The sequence below is a fragment of the Mucilaginibacter lacusdianchii genome, from assembly GCF_009770985.1.
GTDB lineage: Bacteria > Bacteroidota > Bacteroidia > Sphingobacteriales > Sphingobacteriaceae > Mucilaginibacter > Mucilaginibacter lacusdianchii.
Genome location: NZ_WSRW01000001.1, coordinates 120881 through 142554 on the forward strand (window position 1 = coordinate 120881; position 21674 = coordinate 142554).

A 21674-nucleotide genomic window follows, 5' to 3' on the forward strand; every position below is an offset into this window, starting at 1 on the left:
GAAACTTTGGAATAGATAAGGATTGTTTATTTTATAATTATACTTTTGCAGCTTAAAAATTTAATCCTAACACCGTCATTGCGAGGAACGAAGCAATCTCTGAACTTTGCCTTGACGTACTCAAGTCTCCGCAGGAATTGCTTCGTTCCTGGCAATGACGTAAAAATTTATATACATGGCTGTTGATGTTTTATTAGGCCTCCAGTGGGGCGACGAAGGCAAAGGAAAAATTGTTGACGTACTAAGCGCTGGTTATGATTTAATTGCCCGCTTTCAGGGCGGTCCGAATGCCGGACACACTTTAGAGTTTGACGGTAAAAAATTCGTACTGAACACTATCCCATCCGGTATTTTCTTTGAAAACACCATGAACCTGATTGGCAATGGTGTAGTAATTGACCCTATTACCCTGAAAAAGGAACTGGACAAGCTGAAAGATGCCGGTCATGATTTATTGGCTAAAGGCAACCTGATGATTGCCAAAAAAGCACACCTTATTTTACCTACTCACCAACTGCTGGATGCTGCCAATGAGAAAAAAATGGGCGAAGGTAAAATTGGTTCTACTTTAAAAGGCATTGGCCCTACTTACATGGACAAAACAGGCCGTAATGGTTTGCGTATAGGCGATATTACGCTGCCTGATTTTAAAGAGCGTTACGAAAAACTGGTTGGCAAACATACTTCCATGCTGCAAGCTCTTTACGGAGAAGTAGTAGATTTTAGCGAACGCGAGCAGGCGTTTTTTGAAGCTATTGAGCTAATCAAACAATTTCAACTGGTTGACTCTGAGCATTTGGTGAACGATTACCTGAAACAAGGTAAAAAGGTACTGGCCGAAGGCGCACAAGGCGCTATGCTGGATATTGATTTTGGTTCATACCCGTTTGTTACTTCATCTAACACTACAACTGCTGGTGCCTGTACCGGTTTAGGTATTGCGCCACGTGAAATTGGCGAGGTGATTGGTATTTTCAAAGCATACTGTACCCGTGTAGGTGGTGGCCCCTTCCCTACCGAGCTGGACAACGAGTTAGGCGAAGAACTACGCCAGTTAGGCCATGAGTTTGGTGCTACTACCGGTCGCCCACGCCGTACCGGCTGGGTTGATTTGCCTGCACTGAAATATGCTATTATGCTGAACGGTGTTACCCAATTGGTAATGACCAAAGCCGATGTTTTAAGTGGTTTCGACAAAATTTATGTTTGTACACATTACAACTATCAAGGCGAAACTATCGATTATATGCCATATGACATCTGCACGGTAAAACCAGAACCGGTATTAAAAGAGATTGAAGGCTGGCATGAAGATTTAACTGGCATTACCGAAATATCACAAATACCGGCCAAGTTGCAATCATACATTGATTACCTGGAGCAGGAAATTGGTGTACCGGTAAAATACCTGTCAGTTGGTCCGGACAGAAAGCAGACTTTAACGTTACATCAATAATCTTTGTCATGGCAAGTGTTAGCGTGGCAATCCCGTTGCTTATAAATAACACAACGAGATTACCACAGCGTTATCACGCCTCGTAATGACAACATGATATAAATCTACAAAAGGCCGGAAACATCCGGCCTTTTGCTTTAAAGCACTATTTTTACCCCATGATTTTTGAGATACAGGATACTGCCCAATTTAAACAGCAAGCCCTGCAATGGGCCGCTACGTTTGAAGTGGCCTGTTGCTTGGATTCGAATCATTTTAAGGATAAATACTCGCAATTTGACGCGTTGATTGCCGTTGGTGTCAGGGATGAAGTAACAGCAAATGCGGGTGATGCATTTTCACTCCTGCATAAATTCAGGCAACGTAATCCGGGTTGGATTACAGGCTTTTTGGGATATGACTTAAAAAACGAAGTTGAACAGTTATGGTCAACCAATGCCGACCACCTGCATTTTCCAGACTTATATTTTTTTGCACCGCTTCACCTTATTGTAATTAAAGGTCAGCAAGTAGAAATCATTTCTGAGCAGGCCGATGAAGTACGTAGCTATATTGAACAACAACCGCCTGTTAGCTCATCAACCGTTCAAAATATCCGATTACATTCCTGTTTTAAGCAGACAGATTATATAGAAACGTTTGAGCAAATTAAGCAACACATCCTTCGCGGCGATATCTATGTAACAAACTTTTGCCAGGAGTTTTTTGCTGAGGATGCAGACATTAACCCGGTACAAATATTTTCTGCGCTGAACCAAGTATCACCCAACCCTTTCTCCTGTTTTTTTAAACACTACAATCAATACATTTTATGTGCCTCACCCGAGCGCTTTTTGGCCAAACGTGGTAATCAGCTTATATCACAGCCTATAAAAGGCACAGCAAAACGCGGACATACGCCAGAGGAAGACGAAACCATCAAACACCAACTTCGGTACAACACCAAAGAACAGCAGGAAAATGTGATGATTGTAGATTTGGTACGTAACGATTTAACGAAATCGGCCAAACCAGGTACCGTACAAACCGATGAGCTGTTTGGCATTTACAGCTTTAAGCAAGTACATCAAATGATATCGACCGTAACCTGCCAGCTGGATGAAGAGATAGATGCCGTTAGCGCTATCAAAAATACCTTCCCCATGGGTAGCATGACGGGCGCCCCTAAGCTACGCGCCATGCAGCTGATGGAACATTATGAGCGTAGCCGCCGTGGTGTTTACTCAGGTGCGATTGGTTATTTTAGCCCAACTAACGACTTCGATTTTAATGTAGTTATACGCAGCATATTCTACAACGCATCTGATAAATACCTATCATTTCAGGTAGGCAGCGCCATAACCCATGATGCTGTTGCCGAGCAAGAGTACCAGGAATGTTTGTTAAAAGCCAAGGCTATTTTACAAGTATTGGGTGCTACGCTTTAAACTTTCGTGCCACCCTAACCACCACGTCAGATCCTTTGGCAAAAAAAGCCGAGTATGGTTGCTTTAGAAAGGGCTCAAACTGCTTACCATACAAGCTTGCCACGTCTGCCTCAAACACAGAACCTATTACGGGCGATACCTGCCAGGCTATATGTTCTACTGCGTATTCTAAAGTGGTGTTGGCGTTAATCTGATTATATCCCCAGTAATGTTCAAATATAAACTCCTCGGGGCTGGCTGGGTCAATATCCACAAACTCATTGCTAATGGTAGCGCCTAATTTGTTCCACTGGCCGTTTAATTTCCATTCATACAAATATTGGGTATGCCCATTTGCATCGGGCACCACAGAATGCCGCATAGGTAATGCTTTATAATGCTCGTTGTACAAATTGTTGGCAATGATTGGAATAATAAACTTAGGCACAAGTTCGCTAATAAACACAGCTCCCCGCTTCCACTCCTTGCCGTCAAAATGTTTTACATAAAAGCGCAGGTTTACCTCTTCAAAGTCAGCATGCCATGGCCAGCGAACGCCTAGCACCCGCGTATCCAAGAACATAAAGCCAACCATGCTTACCAGCGCTTTGCCTTGCCATAAGTCAAGCTCGGTTGCCGCTGGCAGGTAAGGCTTTAGTATCTCAGGGTCAACCTCATAGTTAAGCATAATGAGGTCGTGCCATTTGGCTTCCAGAAACTTAATTTTTGCCATAAAAAAATCCCGCTTTTAAGGGCGGGAAATTTAGTTATCTTTTGTAAAACTTCATAGCCTCGGGCAAACGTGCCTGTATATCGGCAATGCGTCGTTCGTCAGACGGGTGAGTACTCAAAAATTCGGGTTGAGACTGACCATTGCTTTGCGCCGCCATGCGCTGCCAAAAAGATACTGCGGCATGCGGGTCATAACCTGCCATTGCCATAAAAGTTAATCCTAAACGGTCGGCCTCCGATTCCTGACTACGGCCATAATGCAATAGCGCCAATTGGCTGCCAGTACCGTAAAGCTGACTAGTCAGTTTAACCAGTGGCGATGTAGCATTGTTAGCGGCTACACCAACGGCTGTGCCTAAGCCTTGGGCTACATATTCTTGTGAAATACGTTCTGCTGAGTGACGGGCAATAGCGTGGCCAATTTCGTGCCCCATTACCGTAGCTAGGCCAGCGTCATCTTTTGTAATAGGCAAAATACCACTGTATACTGCCACTTTACCACCTGGCATACACCAAGCGTTTACTTCTTTACTCTGTATCAGGTTAAATTCCCACTGGAAGTTGTACTGATCGCCATAACCATTTTGGCTTAAATAACGCTGTATAGCAGCCGCCAGTTGATTACCTACACGCTTTACCCGTGCGGCATCAGTAGTATTGGCTATAACTGTGGTTTTAGGATCTGTTAATAACTGCCGGTAGCTTTGTGCAGCCGACTGGTTTACTTGTGCATCGCTAACCGCTAAAAATTGCTTACGACCAGTTAACGGTACAGTGTTACACGAAAAAAATACAAATGCGGCTACTAGAGCCAGTAATAGTTTTGATGCTTTCATAAATAATAGGTTGTGTAAATATTTAAGCAGCAGCCTTACTTTTAAACAAGTTCACTTTTGATTCTTTGCCTTTTAACAACCGCTCAATGTTTTTTTGATGCGTTACCAGTATCAGCACACAAATACACATTCCGTATATAATTACCGATTTAATATATACCGGAAATATAAACGTTACGCCGATTGGATACATAAAACCGGCGACAATAGAACTTAGCGACACATATCTGGTTATCAATAAAACAACTACAAACACCAGCACACAAAGCAATGCTGCCTGCAAGTTTACAGCCAAAACCATTCCAAACAAACTAGCTATACCTTTACCGCCCCTAAAACCTGCAAATACCGGAAACAAATGCCCCATTACGGCAGTAACGCCCAAAGCCAGTTCATAATTAATGAACGCAGCCGAGTGATGGTTACCAGTTGTAGAAACCCCTATCAGGTAAGCCAGGTTAGTGGCCGTCCAGCCTTTTAAAATATCAATCAGCATTACGGGTATACCTGCTTTTTTGCCTAATACCCTAAAGGTGTTGGTAGCGCCGGCGTTACCACTGCCATATTCACGAACATCTATTCCGTAAAAGGCCTGTCCAATCCAAACTGCAGTTGGAATAGAGCCAAATAAGTAAGCCAATATCAGAACAAGAACAGAGTAGATTGAAATCATTTCAGCACAATAATACTAAATGGTTATGGTAATTGATTTGTTTTGATTACTTAACCGCTTTTAAGCTCAAATCCAAACTTTTTACTGAATGTGTAAGCGCTCCAACCGATATATAATCCACCCCCGTTTCGGCATAAGCCCTAATGGTATCGGCTGTAATACCGCCAGATGCTTCGGTAGCGAATTTACCACCAATCATTTCAATTGCTTTTTTCAAATCGGGTACACTAAAATTATCGAGCATGATACGATCGATACCACCGGTTTCCATGGCTTCTTGTAATTCGTCAAAATTGCGTACCTCTATTTCAACCTTTAATTGCTTGTTGTTTGCTTGCAAGTAAGCCTGGGTGTTTTGAATAGCTTGTTTGATGCCGCCTGAGTAGTCTACATGATTATCCTTAATTAAAATCATATCATATAAACCAAAGCGATGGTTAACGCCGCCACCAATTTTCACAGCCCATTTTTCAAAGTAGCGGAACCCCGGTGTAGTTTTACGTGTGTCTAGTACGCGCGTGCCGGTACCTTCCAGCATCTCTACAATACTGTGCGTGCGTGTGGCAATGCCCGACATACGCTGCATGCAGTTTAGCACCAAACGCTCGGCTTTTAGTATACTATGCGTACTGCCTTCTACTTCAAAAGCAACGTCCTGAGGCTTTACACTGGCACCATCCTGCAAAAAGATGTCCAGCTTTAACAGAGGATCGATGATTTTAAAAATCTCAACAGCCAGTTCAACCCCAGCCAGTATGCCGGTATCTTTCACCAACAATCGAGCTTTACCGGTTGTGCCTTGGGGTATAGTGGCTAAGGAGGTATGGTCGCCATCGCCTACGTCCTCTGCCAAAGTATCTTTTATAAATTGATGTACAAGTTCTGTATCCAACATATTTCTTTTTAGCGGTTCAAAAGTAAAAACAATTAGCGATTATTTAGTTTTTGATAAATAACATCTGTGTGACGGTTGATTAGTTGTGAGTTATGAGTTATGAGTTATGAGTTATGAGTTATGAGTTATGAGTTATGAGTTATGAGTTATGAGTTATGAGTTATGAGTTAAGGACAATTCGATCTTGACATCTAATGTTTGAGTATACTATAGTTTATCTCAAGCCATAATTAAAGCCGAAAACAACTATCCAACCATTCAACCACTCATCCAATCAACAGAAAAACTATATTTGCATTGTGGAACAAAATAAAAAAGTAGCTTTATTCATACTGGACGGCTGGGGTTACGGCCGCCATGATAGTTCGAATGCCATCTATTCGGCTAATACGCCATTTTTTGATTCGATGCTCGAAAAGTATCCTAATTCTAAACTGGTAGCTTCCGGTACTGCCGTGGGTTTACCTGAAGGGCAAATGGGCAATTCAGAAGTTGGGCACATGAACCTGGGCGCCGGCCGTATTGTTTATCAAGAGCTTGGCCGCATCCATAAAGCCGTTGATGACCACGAATTGCCCAGCAATCCGGTACTGAAAGATGCTTTTGAATATGCTAAAGCCAATAATAAAAATGTGCATTTTATTGGTTTGGTGTCTGATGGCGGTGTCCATTCACACATTAATCACCTGAAAGGTTTGTGCGATGCTGCCATGGAATACAACCTGGAAAATGTATTTATACATGCTTTTTTAGATGGCCGCGACACTGATCCGAACTCGGGTATTGTTTACATTACCGACCTGGAACTATACATCAGCCAAATGCCGGTTAAATTGGCTTCGGCTATTGGTCGTTATTACGCGATGGACCGCGACAACCGTTGGGAGCGTGTAAAACTGGCTTATGACCTGCTGGTAAACGGCGAAGGCAAACCGGCCATGAATATGATTGAGGCCATCAAAGAATCGTACGCCGAAGGTGTTACTGACGAATTTGTATTGCCAATTGTACGCACAGACGTTAATGGCCAGCCTATTGCTACCATTAAAGAAGATGATGTGGTTATCTGCATCAACTTCCGTACTGATCGTGGCCGCGAAATTAGCACAGCATTAACGCAAAAGGCTTTTCCTGAGCAAAACATGCACCCGCTTAACCTGCGCTACATCACCATGACGCCTTATGACGAGACGTTTAAAAATGTGCAGGTGATATTTAATAAAGAAGATTTAACCCAAACCTTGGGCGAAATTTTGCAGGATGCCGGTAAAAACCAAATCCGCATTGCCGAAACAGAAAAGTATCCGCATGTTACTTTCTTTTTCTCGGGCGGCCGTGAAAAGGAATTTGATAACGAAAAACGCATCATGATTCCGTCGCCTAAAGTGGCTACATATGATTTACAGCCCGAAATGAGTGCCGAAGGTATCCGGGATGCTATTTTACCGGAACTGCAAAGCGGCTGGGCCGATTTCATCTGCCTTAACTTTGCCAACACCGATATGGTAGGCCACACCGGCGTATTTGAAGCGGTAGTAAAAGCTGCCGAAACAGTAGATAGCTGCGTGCAAACACTGGTTGAAACCGGTGTACAAAATGGCTACTCATTCATCATTATTGCCGACCATGGTAACGCCGATTACATGGTGAATGAAGACGGCTCGCCGAATACAGCACACAGTACCAACCTGGTGCCTTGTATTGTTATTGATAAAGATGTAACCGCCGTAAAAGACGGCAAACTGGGCGACATTGCCCCTACTGTTTTAAATTTGCTAGGTGTTGAAATACCTAAGGCAATGACCGGAGATGTACTGGTATAAACCTGCTATAAAATATACTGCTTTTTGCAGCGCAATGCTCATCACGTTATCCGGCTTGTATTCGTGCAAGCCGGATATTCGTGAAACGGGCGCTGCATTGAAATACTTTGATCTCAAAAAATTTATCCATACTGATTCGGCTCGTTTATCCAAACAACAGGTATGGGTTACCAAAATGGTTTCGCATAACCAGGAATCGGCCCAAACCCGCAAATTGCGTATTACCAACTGGGGCCGCGAATTAGATTTATTTGCGGCATCCGATATCAACAAACCAGCCTGGCGCGAAAGCTACAGTATACAGCGGCAAGGCGATTCGGTAGTTTATACTGCTAAAGACCCCAAACTGTTTACCCGCCGATTAATGATCCAACAATCGGGTAACACTGTAAAAAAAATTACTATTCAAAACGCCACCAGCAACATCCTCTACCAAAGTTCAGAGAAATTGGTGTATTATCCTGATTCATTATACTTAATTGATAAGCTGCAACAGGTGAAGCTGTTAGGTGATAATAGGTATTTGATTAAAGGGGTAATTAGTAAGTAAGATTTTCACTCTTGCTATCGTCATTGCGAGACAGTTGTGTGGCCGTCGAAGCAATCTCGGAGTTTTTGTTTAGTGACTCGGGTTCTGCTACTGATACCACTTTAGTGCTGTTAATTTAACGTTCTTTGGTGCTATTTAACTTACTTCGTCTGCTCATTGCCGCAGGGGCTAGATACTTTTGTCATAGCCACAAAAGTATCCAAAAAGGCCTAGCTCTCGCGATCCCTACCCCACACCGCAGGCAGCCGCCGGCCCGGGCGCGATAGCGGGCCTTTGCGCTTCTTTTTTATCTATTTTGCAAGTTTTAAATTCAACAGCATAAAGCACTGGCAGAACAAGCCCACAAAAAAGAATCGGCATTCAGCTTCTTTCGGTAGCTACTGTCTTAAGTACTGGTACAACCCAGAGTAGAAAGAAGGTGCGGCCGAGAGCTTTCTTTTTGGTTACTTTTTCTTTTGCGGTAAAAGAAAAAGTAACATCCACAGGCGGTGGTTAAAGAACATCCCTATCCTAACAGGGCACAACCATAAGTTAAAAGAAGTAGAAAAATATTTTTAAGAATTCAACAGTCGCGATAGAAGACAAACTTAATGATGTCCTAAAACTGTAGCCATCTTTTCTTTGGCTACATCAAGCAATGTAGAAATATCGGTGCGACCAGGATTGCCGTTCAGTACTTTCTCAAAATCCGCTATAGCAGCTTTTAAGGCACTTACTCCCCTATTTTTATCGTATGCAGAACGGCTACCAGCATCTAATTTAAAAGCAGCATAATCGCGGTAGGCAATGCCCCGGTTTTGGTAAAAACGATCTTCGCCAGGCTTTATAACCAGGGCGCGGGTTAAATCTTTAATGGCATTCAATAAATACTTTTCTTTTTCGTAAGTATTTAGTTGCACATCCTTAGCCATGTTGCTTTGCGCTTTGGAACGGAAATAATAAGCCGATTCGTCGGTGGGGTTTAAAACAATTACACGTGAATATGCAGATACCGACTTTTTGTAATTTTCACTGTGGTAATAAGAATAGCCCAGCATCCACAAGGCATGCGTACTGTTGGAATCTACCTCGCAGGCACGTTCCAGTTGCCTTACCGCACTTTTAAAGTCTTTATTCATCATTGCCTGGTAGCCTAATTTCACATAAGCATTTTGGGCCAAGCCTTCAAGAGATGAAACAAGTAAAAAAGACAATATGACGGAGAACCTCATCACCAGTTTATTATGTTCAACAACGCTAATAATACATTAACTATCAGCAGTTAATTTTATTATATCAGGCGTAATATTAATACAAAACTTTTTAGCTAACAACTCCGCACGAGGTTTTGATGCAACACATTAGCTGACTTTTTTTCCACAATAGACTTAGCCAGTACTTTTTGGTTTAAACCTATCGCATATTTAAAGGTCTAACTTATAGTAGGTTAAGTTTATATTAATGATAACTTGTCACATTGATACACGTTGGCATATGTATTGAACTAATAACCGTTAAAATATAAAACAGTACTTTTGCGTTATAATCGTTGCCTTGTTGCCAAACAGGCTGACAACATGACGTTAACTTACCATATAGAAAGGGTATTTAATGAGTTTTGATCCGTTTGATTTTAAGAGTGCTTTACCGGTAATTAATGAAGATTCCGAGTTTTTTCCGCTGATGTCTACAGAGGATGAAGAGGAAATGAATAATGAACAGGTACCAGATGCACTGCCTATATTGCCGTTGCGTAATACCGTTTTGTTTCCGGGTGTAGTTATACCAATTACGGTTGGCCGCGATAAATCTATCAAACTGATACGCGATGCCAACAAAGGCGACCGTCTGGTTGGCGTTGTTGCCCAGCAGGATGTAAGCGTTGAGGACCCAACCTTTGACCAACTGCACCAGGTAGGTACCACAGCATTGATTATTAAAATGCTGCAGATGCCCGACGGCAACACTACCGTAATTTTACAAGGTAAAAAACGCTTTGTGCTAAAAGAAGAGCTGCAAAGCGAGCCTTATTTAAAAGCAGCTATTGAGCCATTTAAAGAAACAGCATTTAAAGAAGATAAAGAATTTAAAGCCATGGTATCGTCTATCAAAGACATGGCCATGAGCATCATTCAGCTATCGCCCAACATCCCTAGTGAGGCAGGCATAGCTATACGTAATATCGAGAGCACATCGTTCCTGATCAATTTCATATCCTCAAACATGAATGCGGATATGATAGCCAAACAACGCCTGCTGGAAACCCCTAGCCTGCGCGACCGTGCCCGTATTGTGTTGGAACACCTAACTACCGATTTGCAAATGCTGGAACTGAAAAATCAGATACAAACCAAAGTGCGTACTGATTTGGATAAACAGCAACGTGATTATTTTTTAAACCAGCAGCTTAAAACCATCCAGGAAGAATTAGGTGGTAACTCACCCGACCTGGAGATTGAGAACCTACGTAACAGGGCTGTTAAAAAGAAATGGGCCAAAGAAGTAAGCGACCACTTTAATAAAGAACTGGAAAAACTGCAGCGCATTAATCCTGCCGCAGCCGACTACTCGGTACAAATCAATTATCTGGAATTGTTGCTGGATTTGCCATGGAACGAATTCACCAAAGATAACTTTGACCTGAAACGTGCCCAGAAGGTACTGGACAAAGACCACTTTGGCCTTGATAAAGTAAAACAACGTATCATCGAATATCTTGCCGTGCTGAAGTTGAAGCACAACATGAAGGCTCCTATTTTGTGTTTGGTTGGCCCTCCGGGTGTTGGTAAGACCTCTCTGGGTAAATCTATAGCTAAGGCATTGGGCCGTAAATATGTACGTATGGCCTTGGGCGGCGTACGTGATGAAGCGGAAATTCGTGGTCACCGTAAAACTTATATTGGTGCCATGCCGGGCCGTATTATCCAGTCTATCAAAAAAGCCGGTGCAGCCAACCCGGTGTTCATTTTAGATGAGATTGATAAAGTAGGTAACGATTTCCGGGGCGATCCATCTTCTGCCTTATTAGAGGTGTTGGACCCTGAACAAAACAGCACCTTTTACGACCATTATGTTGAACTCGACTTTGATTTATCTAACGTGATGTTCATCGCTACCGCCAACTCCTTGAGCACCATACAACCGGCATTGCTTGACCGTATGGAGATCATCGAGGTAAACGGTTATACTATTGAAGAAAAAATTGAGATTGCCCGCCAGCACCTGTTGCCAAAACAACGTGAAGCCCATGGTGTAAAAACCAAAGACGTGACCATTAAAAATGATGTCATGGAATCGGTGATTGAGGGCTATACCCGCGAGTCGGGCGTACGTAGTTTAGATAAACAAGTAGGCTCCATTGTGCGCGGTGTGGCCAAAAGCATTGCGCTTGAGGAAGAATATAATTCAACCGTCAGCAAAAAAGACGTTGAGAAAATATTAGGTGCACCGTTGTTTGATAAAGACCTTTACGAGGGCAACGACGTAGCCGGTGTAGTAACCGGTTTAGCCTGGACGCAGGTTGGTGGCGATATTCTGTTTATTGAAGCCAGCTTAAGTCCAGGTAAAGGCCGCTTAACCTTAACCGGTAATTTGGGCGATGTAATGAAAGAATCGGCCACTATAGCCCTTGCCTACTTGCGAGCGCATGCTGGTTACTTTAACATTAACCCTAAGCTATTTGACCAGTGGGATGTGCACGTACACGTACCGGCAGGAGCTACACCTAAGGATGGTCCATCAGCAGGTATCACCATGCTTACCGCTTTAACATCGGCATTCACACAGCGTAAGGTTAAACCTAATTTAGCAATGACCGGCGAGATTACCCTACGTGGCAGAGTATTGCCTGTGGGTGGTATCAAAGAAAAGATACTGGCGGCAAAACGTGCCAATATTAAAGAAATCATCCTGTGCGAAAACAACCGCAAAGACATCCTGGAAATCAAGGAAGACTACATTAAATCATTACAGTTCCATTACGTAAAAACCATGCGTGAGGTAATTGACCTAGCCTTGTTAAATGAGCAAGTAAGCGAAGCGCTTGATTTAACCATCAAAGAAGATTTGAAACCCGTTTGGGAATAAAATATAATTTGCGATTTTAAGTTTTTAAGGGCTATCTTCATGTACAATAAAGTATGATGAAGGTAGCCCAAACTTTTAAAATTGCATTTTTTAGTTTGTGGGTAAGCTTATTTTTGATAAAGCTTGCGGTAGCGCAATCATATTCACGAATTATCGATCCCATCGTACCCAATCGCGCTCAAAATATATTTGTAGAACTGGGTGGCCCAGGCCTGCTACTGTCGCTCAATTACGATACCCGGTTTCTGAATCGGCATGACGGCGTGGGTGGGCGAGTCGGCGTGGGTTATTTATCAATTGATAAGAACTCCTTATTAACCGTGCCACTGCAAATCAATTACCTGCTAGGTAAAAATGGAAAGTACTTTGAGCTGGGCTTGGGCGCTACCTTCGTTAAACTGAGAGGGAATGAAGATAGCTTTTTATCATTTGACGATGCCTCGAGCGTATTGGGTAATATGACCTTTGGCTACCGTTACCAACCTGAAGACGGCGGCTTCCATTACCGGGCAGGCCTTACGCCGCTTTTCAACAAATCTAACTTTATACCTTATTTTGGCAGTGTAGGCTTCGGATACACCTTTTAATCGTAAACTTATTTAAACCGATAGCCGGATTAACGGCTGGCTTTCATATTTTAGCAAAGATTATTTCCGCTAAATGAAACTCAAAACCCTTATTACTGCTGCCTTGCTAAGCGTGGGTATTACCCCGGCATTTGCACAAAGCCATGCGCACGAAATTGGCTTACAAAGTGACAATGATTCCTTTTTAGGGCAAGGTACAGACAGGTATTATACCAATGGCATTTATCTGTTTTACCGCCAAGGCCTAACCAATAAAAATTTGGATAGTAGCAAACTAGCCAACAAAGTACTTGGCTTTGAAGTGGGTCAAAAGATATTCAACCCCTACTCTGGCTATGTGCCCAATCCAGCTCTGGTTGACCGTCCATTTGCAGGCTATTTATATGCTGGGGCTAACTTAAATTTGTTATATAAAAACGAAAGTAATCTAAAAATTGGCTTACAAGCTGGGGTAATTGGTCCGGCCGCTTTAGGCGAAGAAGTACAAAATGTCATTCATGATACTTTTGGCTTTTACACCTTGGCTGGTTGGGATACACAGATACACAACAGCGTTCAGCTAAATCTATCGGCGCAATACAACAAATTGCTGGCACGGGCATCATGGATTGATTTAACCGGTAGTAGCTATGCCAACCTGGGTACCGGTTTTAACGGTGCCGGCCTTGGCGCAATAGTACGTGCAGGTAATTTTAATCAGTTATTCAACTCGGTTAGTACACAAAGCACTGCCATCCGCAACAGCAACAATAACTTATTGCATTCATACGAGCTTTTTGCTTACTACAAACCCACGTTTAACTACGTAGGTTATGATGCAACTATACAAGGCGGCTTGTCTCAAAACCATAGTGACCAGATTACATTTACACCAAATCGCACATTATTTACGCACCAAATTGGTGTAGCTTACGCCGGTAAGCGCTGGGTACTGGATGGTTCGGTGGTAATTAGCGGCAAACAAATCAACAGCATGTTTTATTCGCACCAGTGGGGATCTGTTACGGCCTTGTACCGCTTCAATTAGAAATCGTTACGGCGCAGTTGTTTTTTAACAGATTGTATGCGCTTACTCTCTAATCGGGCCGCTTTAGCGGCCTTACTTATTTTGGTAGGCTTGCGTGCTTTGCGCACTTCAAGGGCTTTGCTAATCAGCAAGTGCATTTTATCTACTGCACGCTCTTTGTTTAACAATTGGCTCCGCTCCTCTTCGCTGATTACTTGCAGATAGCCGTCTCTGTTTAAACGGCTTTGCAGCCTGGCTTTCAGTAGCTCTTTTTGTTCGGCAGTAAATAAGGCCGACTTTTCTATATCAAACAGCAACTCTACTTTAGTAGAAACCTTATTAACGTTTTGCCCGCCTTTGCCGCCACTACGATAGGCTTTGTAGGTTACTTCTTTTTGCAAATCGGCTTTGATAATGTTCATTGTTCAAAACTAAGTTTAAATGGTCAGCATCTAAAATTATAGCATAATTCGTACCTTAGTCCCCCGATGAGCAAGAACATTGTGGTAGCCATTGATGGATATTCATCATGCGGAAAAAGTACCTTAGCCAAAGCGTTAGCCAAAAAACTTCACTTTATTTATGTAGATAGCGGGGCCATGTACCGCGCTGTTACCCTTTACTTTTTACGTAATAACGTCGACCTTAATAACCATGAACAGGTTGCTGAAGCGTTAAAAAATATTCATCTTAATTTTCATTCGCGCGATTACGAAACGCATATTACTTTAAACGATGAAGAAGTATCGCAGGAAATCCGCTTGATGCCGGTGTCGCAAAATGTAAGTCCGGTATCTGCCATACGCGAAGTGCGCAAAGAGATGGTGGCTCAACAGCAGCGCATGGGTCGTTCTAAAAACATCGTGATGGATGGCCGCGATATCGGTACTGCCGTGTTCCCGAATGCACAGATAAAGCTGTTTATGACGGCCGACCCAAAAGTACGTGCCGAACGCCGTTACAAAGAACTTTTACCCACCAATCCGGATATTACCCTTGAAGAAGTATTTGAAAACATTGCCCACCGCGATTATTCGGATACTACTCGTAAAGAAAGCCCACTGGTACGTGCAGAAGATGCTATCATTTTAGACAATACTAACATTACCCCCGAGCAGCAATTGCAGTTTGCATTGGAAAAGGTAGAGCCTTTTTTAAAGAAATAGGCTTTGAATAAGATAATAAAAAAGGGAGCAGATATCATATCTGCTCCCTTTTTTATTATATAACCTCACAGAACGATCAAACTATGCTGATACTACTGGCTGTTCTTCGAACTTACGTGTGACTACGCCAAAACAATTCAAAAAGTCTACTCCTTCATCATTCGGAAAGCCCTTATAAGCTGCATACGAATGTCGATAGTACACTTTAGTGATACCCGCCGAATAAATCAACCGGGCACAGGCTAAACAAGGCGACAGCGTAGTATACATGGTTGCCCCTTCCAATTTAGCCCCGTTTTTAACGGCATACAGTATGGTATTCTCTTCGGCATGCAAGGCAAGCGAGCAGCTACCCCGGGCGTCGCGTGGGCAGCCGGTTTCGGGCCACTCCTCGTCGCAGTTGTGCGTACTTGCCGGTGGGCCATTATAGCCTACCGATATGATACGGGTATCTTTAGTTAAAACAGCACCAACCTGTGCCTTTACGCAGTGTGAGCGCTTGGCCAGGTCGGTAGCCAAATTCATAAATATTTGTTCGAAACTCAGTTTACTCATTGTGACAATTAGTGTCCGCCTTTCATCTCGAGAGCATCAAAGTCAATACCTTGCGACTTTAACACGTTCTGTGCTTTGATAGCATAAAAAGCCAAATAAACAAAACAAGCAACACCCACAATGTACGACCACTGGATGCCTAACAAATTAGGTGCAGAAACGTAACCTTGCAGCAAGCTGATTACGCCACCACCCATAATCATCATAATTAAAAAGCTTGAACCCTCATTAGTGTGTTTCCCTAAACCAGATACAGCTAAAGTATATATACATGGCCATAAAGTAGAACAAAATAATCCTACACTGATGAATGCATAAACACTTACCATCCCGCTGGCCAACATACCTATAACTAAAGCAGTGATACCCATCAATGAGAATATTAAAAGCTGCCTAGCTGGGTTACCTTTGCTCAACCAATCGCCAATAATCATTATAACAATAATGAATGCATATAAATAAAATGGTGTGATATCATGGCTAGCTAATTTATTCACCACTAAGAAAATTGCAAAAGCTATATATGGCATTACAAAACGCATTATTTTTTTCGCGCCATCGCTCATATTAAAAGCACCAACTGAGCTTGTCCAACGTCCAATCATTAAACTTGCCCAATATAGAGACACAAAAGGAGCAGCGCCCGATGTAGCGATATTCAACTTTTCTTTCATAAATTCAGGCAAATTGCTTGCGGTTGATACTTCAACACCTACGTATAAAAATATTGCAATCATACCCAATACCAACTGTGGATATCCCAAAGCGCTTTTGGCGTTTTTACCATGCGTACTTACTAATTCAGTAGCAATCTCAACATCCGCACTTTCACTACTATCAATCTTATTAGGTAATGATGAAAACTTAAATATTAATGCAACTACTAAAAATAGAACGCCCAAAATAAGATAAGGCGTTTTAACAGCCTCAACGCTGGCTACAGGAGCTTTTTCGGCTACTGAACCAAAAATTGCCAAACCAACAATTACAGGTCCAATGGTTGTACCCAAGTTATTTACACCACCAGCTAAACTCAGCCTTTGCGAACCGCTTTTAGGATCACCCATGATAATAGCAAGAGGGTTAGCTGCAGTTTGTTGCAGTGAGTAGCCTAATCCAATAATAAACAAACCAGTAATAAGCAGCGCAAATGATGCAGTTTGTGCGGCAGGATAAAATAGCAAAGCACCTAATGTAGAAATCACTAAACCCAATGCTATACCATTCTTATATCCAAGGCGATTTAAAATATCACCACCGGTTATTTTAGAAATTGCAAAATAAATAATTGCGCCCACTGTATAGGCTACATAAAAAGCAAACGATATCATTTGCGATTGCCATTGCTCAAGATTTAGTTTTTCTTTAAATACAGGGATCAGAATATCGTTACTTGCAGCAACAAAACCCCAGAAGAAAAAAACAATGGTTAGCGTAAAGAATGCCGACGCATTATTTTTAGAAGTAGATTGGTCCATAAATATACTTTATTGAAACGGTATTGTTTTAAAGCTACTAACATACCCCTAATTCCGTAAAAAACCGCTATTCTTTTCAACTTATTCGTCAACATTATTCACTTTTTTTGTTTAACAGATAAGTTGCATATTCGCAGAGGTTAAATTTAGCCTGTATACATGATAGAAGCTATATTTTCGGGTATTGGTATTGGCTTGGTGCTCACGTTTTTAACCGGCCCCGTCTTTTTTGCACTGATTAAAACCAGTATCGAAAAAGGCTTCCACGCAGGGTCGGCATTGGCGCTTGGCGTAGTTACCAGCGATGTTGTTTTTGTAGGTGCTATCCTGTTCGGCTCGCAATTTGTTGAAGTACCGCCCAAAGTAAAAATATGGGCCGGGGTTATCGGAAGTGTTATTTTGGCGATCATCGGTGTTTATTACCTTTTAAAGAAGCCGGAGGTTGACTATAATAGTCACACACCTGCTAAGGTTAATCGGGCAGGTTACTTTTTTAAAGGCTTTTTAATGTGTATTTTTAACCCTACCCTGCTTTTTCATTGGATTACGGTTATAGGCACAGCCAGTACTGTGTATCACGAAGGTATACCACAGCGCCAGCTTAAACTCGGTATTATGTTTCTTACAATACTGGTGGTACAATTTGGGATGGATGTCACCAAAGCATTTTATGCCAATAAACTGCGTGACCGCATATCCGTACAATTGGTGCACCGACTTAATTATGTAGCAGGCGCCGCTCTTATTATTGCTTCGCTAATTATTATGGATAGGTTGGTTACTCATTTTGTATTCTCGCCTATGCAGGCATAATAAGAATTTCTTCTCTGATAAAAGAACTCGTTTCTAAACGTCTCTTCTTTTGTTATTTCAAATGCTAGTGAAATATTTCTAATAGCAACTTAGCTAACGTATAGAAATCTTCGTTAGCACTCGAAATAACACGTTGAATTAATATCACAAAAAAGCCCCAGCTTTACAGCCAGGGCATATATAAGATCTTCACTAACTTCTATTAGCCACTTATTATTCTACATATAAGCGCGTTGATTTTTGCCTTCCATCCAGTTGGCAAAGGCGCGGTTAACTACCTTGTTTCCACCAGGGGTTGGATAATCACCCGAAAAATACCAGTCGCCCAGGTGATTTGGACAGGCAATATGTAAATTATTCAGTGTTTGGTAAATTACGTGTACTTCAGCATTTAAATTCTTAGGGGTGATGATTTGCGCAATGCGGTCAGATATTTGCTGATCGGTAAATGGCGCATATATAGCCTTTACATAATTTTCTACCTGTTCTTTAGGTAATGACATACTGGCTTTAGCTTTTTGATAAGCATCCAGAATTATCTCTTCCTGACCGGTTTCTTTCAGCAAACTAACAGCCGCCTCAAAGGCCACAAACTCGCCCATGCGCGACATATCAATACCGTAACAATCCGGGTAACGGATTTGCGGAGCTGATGAAACAATAATAATCTTTTTAGGACCTAAGCGATCCATAATTTTCAGGATGCTTTGCTTTAGCGTTGTACCACGCACAATCGAATCGTCCAGCAACACCAATGTATCGGTACCGTTGTTCACCAATCCGTAAGTAGTGTCATAAACATGGGCCACCATTTCACCGCGATCAGCATCCTGCGTGATGAAAGTACGCAGCTTTACGTCTTTAATAGCCAGCTTCTCTACACGCGGTGCCATGGCTAATACCTCGCTCAATTCCTCATCAGTAATTTTGTCTGCACGGTTTAGCAGGCGGTCGCGCTGGTATTGTTTAATGTATTTGTTCACCCCTTCAACCATGCCGTAAAAAGCAGTTTCGGCAGTGTTAGGAATGTAAGAGAATACAGTGTTTTTAATATCGTGGTTAACCGCTTCCAATATTTGCGGGCACAATAAACGACCTAATTGTTTACGCTCACGATAGATAGCAGCATCACTACCACGTGAAAAGTAGATACGCTCAAACGAGCACGATTTTTTTTCTTTAGGCTCGCTAAACTGCTCTTCGGCCACATGGCCGCTTTTTTTGATGATCAGTGCATGACCCGGGTTAATCTCTTTAATCTTCTCAAGCGGAATATTAAAAGCCGTTTGTATTGCAGGGCGCTCGGAGGCTGCTACCACAATTTCATCATCAGCATAATAAAACGCCGGACGAATGCCAGAAGGGTCGCGCATAATAAAGGCATCGCCATGGCCCAGTATACCTGCAATGGTATAACCACCATCCCAGTTTTTGGCCGATTTCTTCAGAATTTTGGCTACGTCCATATTATCGCCAATCATTTTACTGATCTCGATGTTATCGTCATTACCCTCGCGCTTAAACTGATCGAATAAGCCTTGCACCTCGGTATCCAAAAAGTGACCGATTTTCTCGAGCACGGTTACTGTATCGGCTTTCTCTTTCGGGTGCTGGCCTAACTCGTACAATTGCTGCAGCAATTCATCAACATTCGTCATGTTAAAGTTGCCGGCAATAACCAAGTTACGGGTCATCCAGTTGTTTTGGCGTAAAAACGGATGGCAGCTTTCAATGCTGTTTTTGCCGTGTGTACCGTAACGCAAGTGCCCCAGCAAAACTTCGCCGGTAAAGCTGATGTTTTCCTTCAGCCATTCGGCATCTTTAATTTTATCAGGCTGCTCTTTCTCTACATCCGCAAACTTTTTTTGGATGTATTCAAAAATGTCGGCTACTGCGTTAGATGCCATAGAACGGTGGCGGCTGATGTAGCGTTTACCGGGTTCAACATCTAATTTAATGGTGGCCACACCGGCACCGTCTTGTCCACGGTTGTGCTGCTTTTCCATCAGCAGGTACAGCTTATTAAGGCCGTACATGGCAGTACCATATTTTTTTTGATAATAGGATAGTGGCTTTAACAGGCGGATAAAGGCAACACCGCATTCATGCTTGATCTGATCGCTCATGTCTGAAAATGAAGCCACGAAAGTACAATTTTTTTATTTGATATATGGACTGCAATTTGTCATACAAAAGCATTAAAACGGCCAAATTTCAATAAAAAAGCCCAACCTTATTAAGGATGGGCTTTGCGATATAACATAAATAGAGGGTTAAAGACTTATAACTTTTCGCCGTGCTGACTGATGTCCAAACCAACCGTTTCTTCTTCAATACTCACACGTAATGGTGTAATTAAGTCGGTTACTTTAAGCAGCAGCATAGAACCGGCAAAGGCAAAAACAGACACGCCTATTAAGGCACTGGTTTGCACAATGAACAGATGCGTTTCGCCAAAAAACAAACCGTTGCCTACGTTCTTTACAATGGGATTAACATTTTGATGAGCAAATACACCAGTAAGCAACATCCCAACCATACCGCCTACACCATGGCAAGGAAATACATCAAGCGTATCATCAATACTGGTACGGGTACGCCATTCTACTACTAAATTACTTATCAATGCAGAAATAATACCGATTGACAATGAGTGCGGAACAGAAACAAAACCAGCAGCTGGAGTAATAGCCACTAACCCGACTACAGCACCAATACAGGTACCCATAGCCGATGGCTTACGGCCGCGCAGCATATCAAAAAACACCCATGTTAAACCGGCGGCTGATGCTGCTGTTGTAGTGGTTGCCAATGCTGTTGCTGCTAACGAGGTAGCCCCCAATGCTGATCCAGCATTGAAACCAAACCAACCAAACCAAAGCAAACCGGTACCGATAATAACATAAGTGATACGTGCCGGCGAATGGCTGGCCTCGTTACGGCGCTTCAAGTAAATGGCCGACGCCAGTGCCGCCCATCCGGCCGACATATGCACTACTGTTCCTCCCGCAAAATCGAGCACGCCTAGTTTAGCTAAAAAGCCGTCGGGATGCCAGGTGCAATGCGCTAATGGTGCGTAAATAAATATAAAAAACAGGAATAAGAAAACCAGGTAAGAGTTGAAGCGGATACGTTCGGCAAAAGCACCAGTTATAAGTGCCGGGGTGATGATGGCAAACTTTAACTGGTACATGGCAAACAGTACCAGCGGAATGGTAGTTGCACCAGGCCAAACAGCACCATCCAACATCCCTCTCATCATAAAGTAGGTTGATGGATCGCCAATAACACCACCGATGGATTTACCAAAGGCCAAACTAAATCCAAACACCACCCAAGTAACTGTTACAATAACCATACAGATTAAGCTTTGCAGCATGGTAGAAATAACGTTCTTTTTGTTGACCATACCTCCGTAGAAGAAAGCCAGCCCAGGTGTCATGATTAATACTAATGCTGTCGATACCAACATCCAGGCTACGTCACCAGTATCATACTTGGTTCCGCTTTGCGGATGTACTTCAATAGAAGGGAACAGGAAAGTAAGAATGAGAATTAGAACAATAATTGTGAATGGTAGGAACCGCTTCATTATTTTAAGATTTTTGAATTTATATCGGCCTGAAAATATAA

At 42.5% G+C, this 21674-nt stretch carries 19 protein-coding genes; 9 read left to right on the forward strand and 10 right to left on the reverse strand.

Features of this window, described 5'->3' with window-relative positions; genetic code table 11:
* The first annotated feature begins 175 nt into the window (after positions 1-175).
* Together GPM24_RS00590 and GPM24_RS00595 are read left to right on the forward strand one after the other, a co-directional pair.
* Positions 176-1456 carry an adenylosuccinate synthase gene (locus GPM24_RS00590; protein WP_158824803.1) on the forward strand — a complete coding sequence of 427 codons (1281 nt, stop codon included), beginning with the start codon at positions 176-178 and terminating at the stop codon, positions 1454-1456.
* 158 nt (positions 1457-1614) lie between these two features.
* A complete protein-coding gene (locus tag GPM24_RS00595; RefSeq protein WP_158824804.1) occupies positions 1615-2883 on the forward strand; it encodes an anthranilate synthase component I family protein in 1269 nt (422 codons plus the stop codon).
* On the opposite strand, the gene GPM24_RS00600 is transcribed toward GPM24_RS00595, so the two are convergent.
* The 4 genes from GPM24_RS00600 to nadC are packed head-to-tail and all read right to left on the reverse strand — an operon-like array spanning position 2873 to position 5995.
* On the reverse strand, positions 2873-3595 hold the full coding sequence (locus tag GPM24_RS00600; protein ID WP_158824805.1) for a YqjF family protein: 723 nt from the start codon (positions 3593-3595) through the stop codon (positions 2873-2875). The two genes, GPM24_RS00595 and GPM24_RS00600, sit on opposite strands and share 11 nt — an antisense overlap.
* Before the next feature lie 34 nt (positions 3596-3629).
* Positions 3630-4430, reverse strand: coding sequence for a M48 family metallopeptidase (locus GPM24_RS00605; protein ID WP_158824806.1), 801 nt, complete (start codon positions 4428-4430; stop codon positions 3630-3632).
* Positions 4431-4452: 22 nt separating this feature from the next.
* Entirely contained in the window at positions 4453-5103 is a 651-nt protein-coding gene (gene plsY / locus GPM24_RS00610; protein WP_158824807.1) for a glycerol-3-phosphate 1-O-acyltransferase PlsY, read from the reverse strand.
* Positions 5104-5149: 46 nt separating this feature from the next.
* The gene (gene nadC / locus GPM24_RS00615) at positions 5150-5995 is read right to left on the reverse strand and encodes a carboxylating nicotinate-nucleotide diphosphorylase (RefSeq protein ID WP_158826011.1); all 846 of its coding nucleotides are present in this window, start codon (positions 5993-5995) and stop codon (positions 5150-5152) included.
* Positions 5996-6294: 299 nt separating this feature from the next.
* Between nadC and gpmI the strand changes: the two genes are divergently transcribed.
* Together gpmI and GPM24_RS00625 are read left to right on the forward strand one after the other, a co-directional pair.
* Positions 6295-7821, forward strand: coding sequence for a 2,3-bisphosphoglycerate-independent phosphoglycerate mutase (gpmI, locus tag GPM24_RS00620; protein WP_158826012.1), 1527 nt, complete (start codon positions 6295-6297; stop codon positions 7819-7821).
* 34 nt (positions 7822-7855) lie between these two features.
* A complete protein-coding gene (locus GPM24_RS00625; RefSeq protein WP_158824808.1) occupies positions 7856-8371 on the forward strand; it encodes a hypothetical protein in 516 nt (171 codons plus the stop codon).
* A 587-nt stretch (positions 8372-8958) separates the two neighbouring features.
* On the opposite strand, the gene GPM24_RS00630 is transcribed toward GPM24_RS00625, so the two are convergent.
* A complete protein-coding gene (locus GPM24_RS00630; RefSeq protein ID WP_158824809.1) occupies positions 8959-9585 on the reverse strand; it encodes a tetratricopeptide repeat protein in 627 nt (208 codons plus the stop codon).
* A gap of 376 nt (positions 9586-9961) precedes the next feature.
* Here GPM24_RS00630 and lon point away from each other — a divergent pair, with 376 nt between their 5' ends.
* The 3 genes from lon (at position 9962) to GPM24_RS00645 (ending at position 14050) form a co-directional block, all read left to right on the forward strand.
* Entirely contained in the window at positions 9962-12436 is a 2475-nt protein-coding gene (lon, locus tag GPM24_RS00635; protein WP_158824810.1) for an endopeptidase La, read from the forward strand.
* A gap of 53 nt (positions 12437-12489) precedes the next feature.
* On the forward strand, positions 12490-13023 hold the full coding sequence (locus GPM24_RS00640; protein WP_158824811.1) for a hypothetical protein: 534 nt from the start codon (positions 12490-12492) through the stop codon (positions 13021-13023).
* A gap of 73 nt (positions 13024-13096) precedes the next feature.
* On the forward strand, positions 13097-14050 hold the full coding sequence (locus GPM24_RS00645) for a lipid A deacylase LpxR family protein (protein WP_158824812.1): 954 nt from the start codon (positions 13097-13099) through the stop codon (positions 14048-14050).
* On the opposite strand, the gene arfB is transcribed toward GPM24_RS00645, so the two are convergent.
* Positions 14047-14451 (reverse strand): alternative ribosome rescue aminoacyl-tRNA hydrolase ArfB, encoded by a 405-nt coding sequence (gene arfB, locus GPM24_RS00650; protein ID WP_158824813.1) that lies wholly within the window; start codon positions 14449-14451, stop codon positions 14047-14049. The two genes, GPM24_RS00645 and arfB, sit on opposite strands and share 4 nt — an antisense overlap.
* 66 nt (positions 14452-14517) lie before the next feature.
* On the opposite strand from arfB, the gene cmk reads away from it, so the two are divergent.
* Entirely contained in the window at positions 14518-15195 is a 678-nt protein-coding gene (gene cmk / locus GPM24_RS00655) for a (d)CMP kinase (RefSeq protein WP_158824814.1), read from the forward strand.
* Positions 15196-15276: 81 nt separating this feature from the next.
* Here cmk and GPM24_RS00660 read toward each other — a convergent pair whose 3' ends face one another.
* Both GPM24_RS00660 and GPM24_RS00665 read right to left on the reverse strand, forming a co-directional pair.
* Positions 15277-15750, reverse strand: coding sequence for a deoxycytidylate deaminase (locus tag GPM24_RS00660; RefSeq protein ID WP_158824815.1), 474 nt, complete (start codon positions 15748-15750; stop codon positions 15277-15279).
* 8 nt (positions 15751-15758) lie between these two features.
* A complete protein-coding gene (locus tag GPM24_RS00665; protein WP_158824816.1) occupies positions 15759-17228 on the reverse strand; it encodes an MFS transporter in 1470 nt (489 codons plus the stop codon).
* A 159-nt stretch (positions 17229-17387) separates the two neighbouring features.
* Between GPM24_RS00665 and GPM24_RS00670 the strand changes: the two genes are divergently transcribed.
* Positions 17388-18041 (forward strand): LysE family translocator, encoded by a 654-nt coding sequence (locus GPM24_RS00670; protein ID WP_158824817.1) that lies wholly within the window; start codon positions 17388-17390, stop codon positions 18039-18041.
* 218 nt (positions 18042-18259) lie between these two features.
* Here GPM24_RS00670 and GPM24_RS00675 read toward each other — a convergent pair whose 3' ends face one another.
* Both GPM24_RS00675 and GPM24_RS00680 read right to left on the reverse strand, forming a co-directional pair.
* Entirely contained in the window at positions 18260-20167 is a 1908-nt protein-coding gene (locus tag GPM24_RS00675) for an amidophosphoribosyltransferase (RefSeq protein WP_158824818.1), read from the reverse strand.
* 155 nt (positions 20168-20322) lie between these two features.
* The gene (locus GPM24_RS00680) at positions 20323-21633 is read right to left on the reverse strand and encodes an ammonium transporter (RefSeq protein WP_158824819.1); all 1311 of its coding nucleotides are present in this window, start codon (positions 21631-21633) and stop codon (positions 20323-20325) included.
* Positions 21634-21674 lie beyond the last annotated feature (41 nt).

Excerpts from the sequence above, each read along its gene's own strand:
- GPM24_RS00665 (WP_158824816.1), bottom strand. The coding sequence starts at position 17,228 with ATGGACCAATCTACTTCTAAAAATAATGCGTCGGCATTCTTTACGCTA.
- GPM24_RS00660 (WP_158824815.1), bottom strand. The coding sequence starts at position 15,750 with ATGAGTAAACTGAGTTTCGAACAAATATTTATGAATTTGGCTACCGAC.
- lon (WP_158824810.1), top strand. The coding sequence starts at position 9,962 with ATGAGTTTTGATCCGTTTGATTTTAAGAGTGCTTTACCGGTAATTAAT.
- GPM24_RS00680 (WP_158824819.1), bottom strand. The coding sequence starts at position 21,633 with ATGAAGCGGTTCCTACCATTCACAATTATTGTTCTAATTCTCATTCTT.
- GPM24_RS00645 (WP_158824812.1), top strand. The coding sequence starts at position 13,097 with ATGAAACTCAAAACCCTTATTACTGCTGCCTTGCTAAGCGTGGGTATT.
- GPM24_RS00600 (WP_158824805.1), bottom strand. The coding sequence starts at position 3,595 with ATGGCAAAAATTAAGTTTCTGGAAGCCAAATGGCACGACCTCATTATG.
- GPM24_RS00625 (WP_158824808.1), top strand. The coding sequence starts at position 7,856 with ATGCTCATCACGTTATCCGGCTTGTATTCGTGCAAGCCGGATATTCGT.
- GPM24_RS00675 (WP_158824818.1), bottom strand. The coding sequence starts at position 20,167 with ATGAGCGATCAGATCAAGCATGAATGCGGTGTTGCCTTTATCCGCCTG.
- GPM24_RS00590 (WP_158824803.1), top strand. The coding sequence starts at position 176 with ATGGCTGTTGATGTTTTATTAGGCCTCCAGTGGGGCGACGAAGGCAAA.
- GPM24_RS00595 (WP_158824804.1), top strand. The coding sequence starts at position 1,615 with ATGATTTTTGAGATACAGGATACTGCCCAATTTAAACAGCAAGCCCTG.
- GPM24_RS00670 (WP_158824817.1), top strand. The coding sequence starts at position 17,388 with ATGATAGAAGCTATATTTTCGGGTATTGGTATTGGCTTGGTGCTCACG.
- GPM24_RS00605 (WP_158824806.1), bottom strand. The coding sequence starts at position 4,430 with ATGAAAGCATCAAAACTATTACTGGCTCTAGTAGCCGCATTTGTATTT.
- cmk (WP_158824814.1), top strand. The coding sequence starts at position 14,518 with ATGAGCAAGAACATTGTGGTAGCCATTGATGGATATTCATCATGCGGA.
- arfB (WP_158824813.1), bottom strand. The coding sequence starts at position 14,451 with ATGAACATTATCAAAGCCGATTTGCAAAAAGAAGTAACCTACAAAGCC.
- GPM24_RS00640 (WP_158824811.1), top strand. The coding sequence starts at position 12,490 with ATGATGAAGGTAGCCCAAACTTTTAAAATTGCATTTTTTAGTTTGTGG.
- plsY (WP_158824807.1), bottom strand. The coding sequence starts at position 5,103 with ATGATTTCAATCTACTCTGTTCTTGTTCTGATATTGGCTTACTTATTT.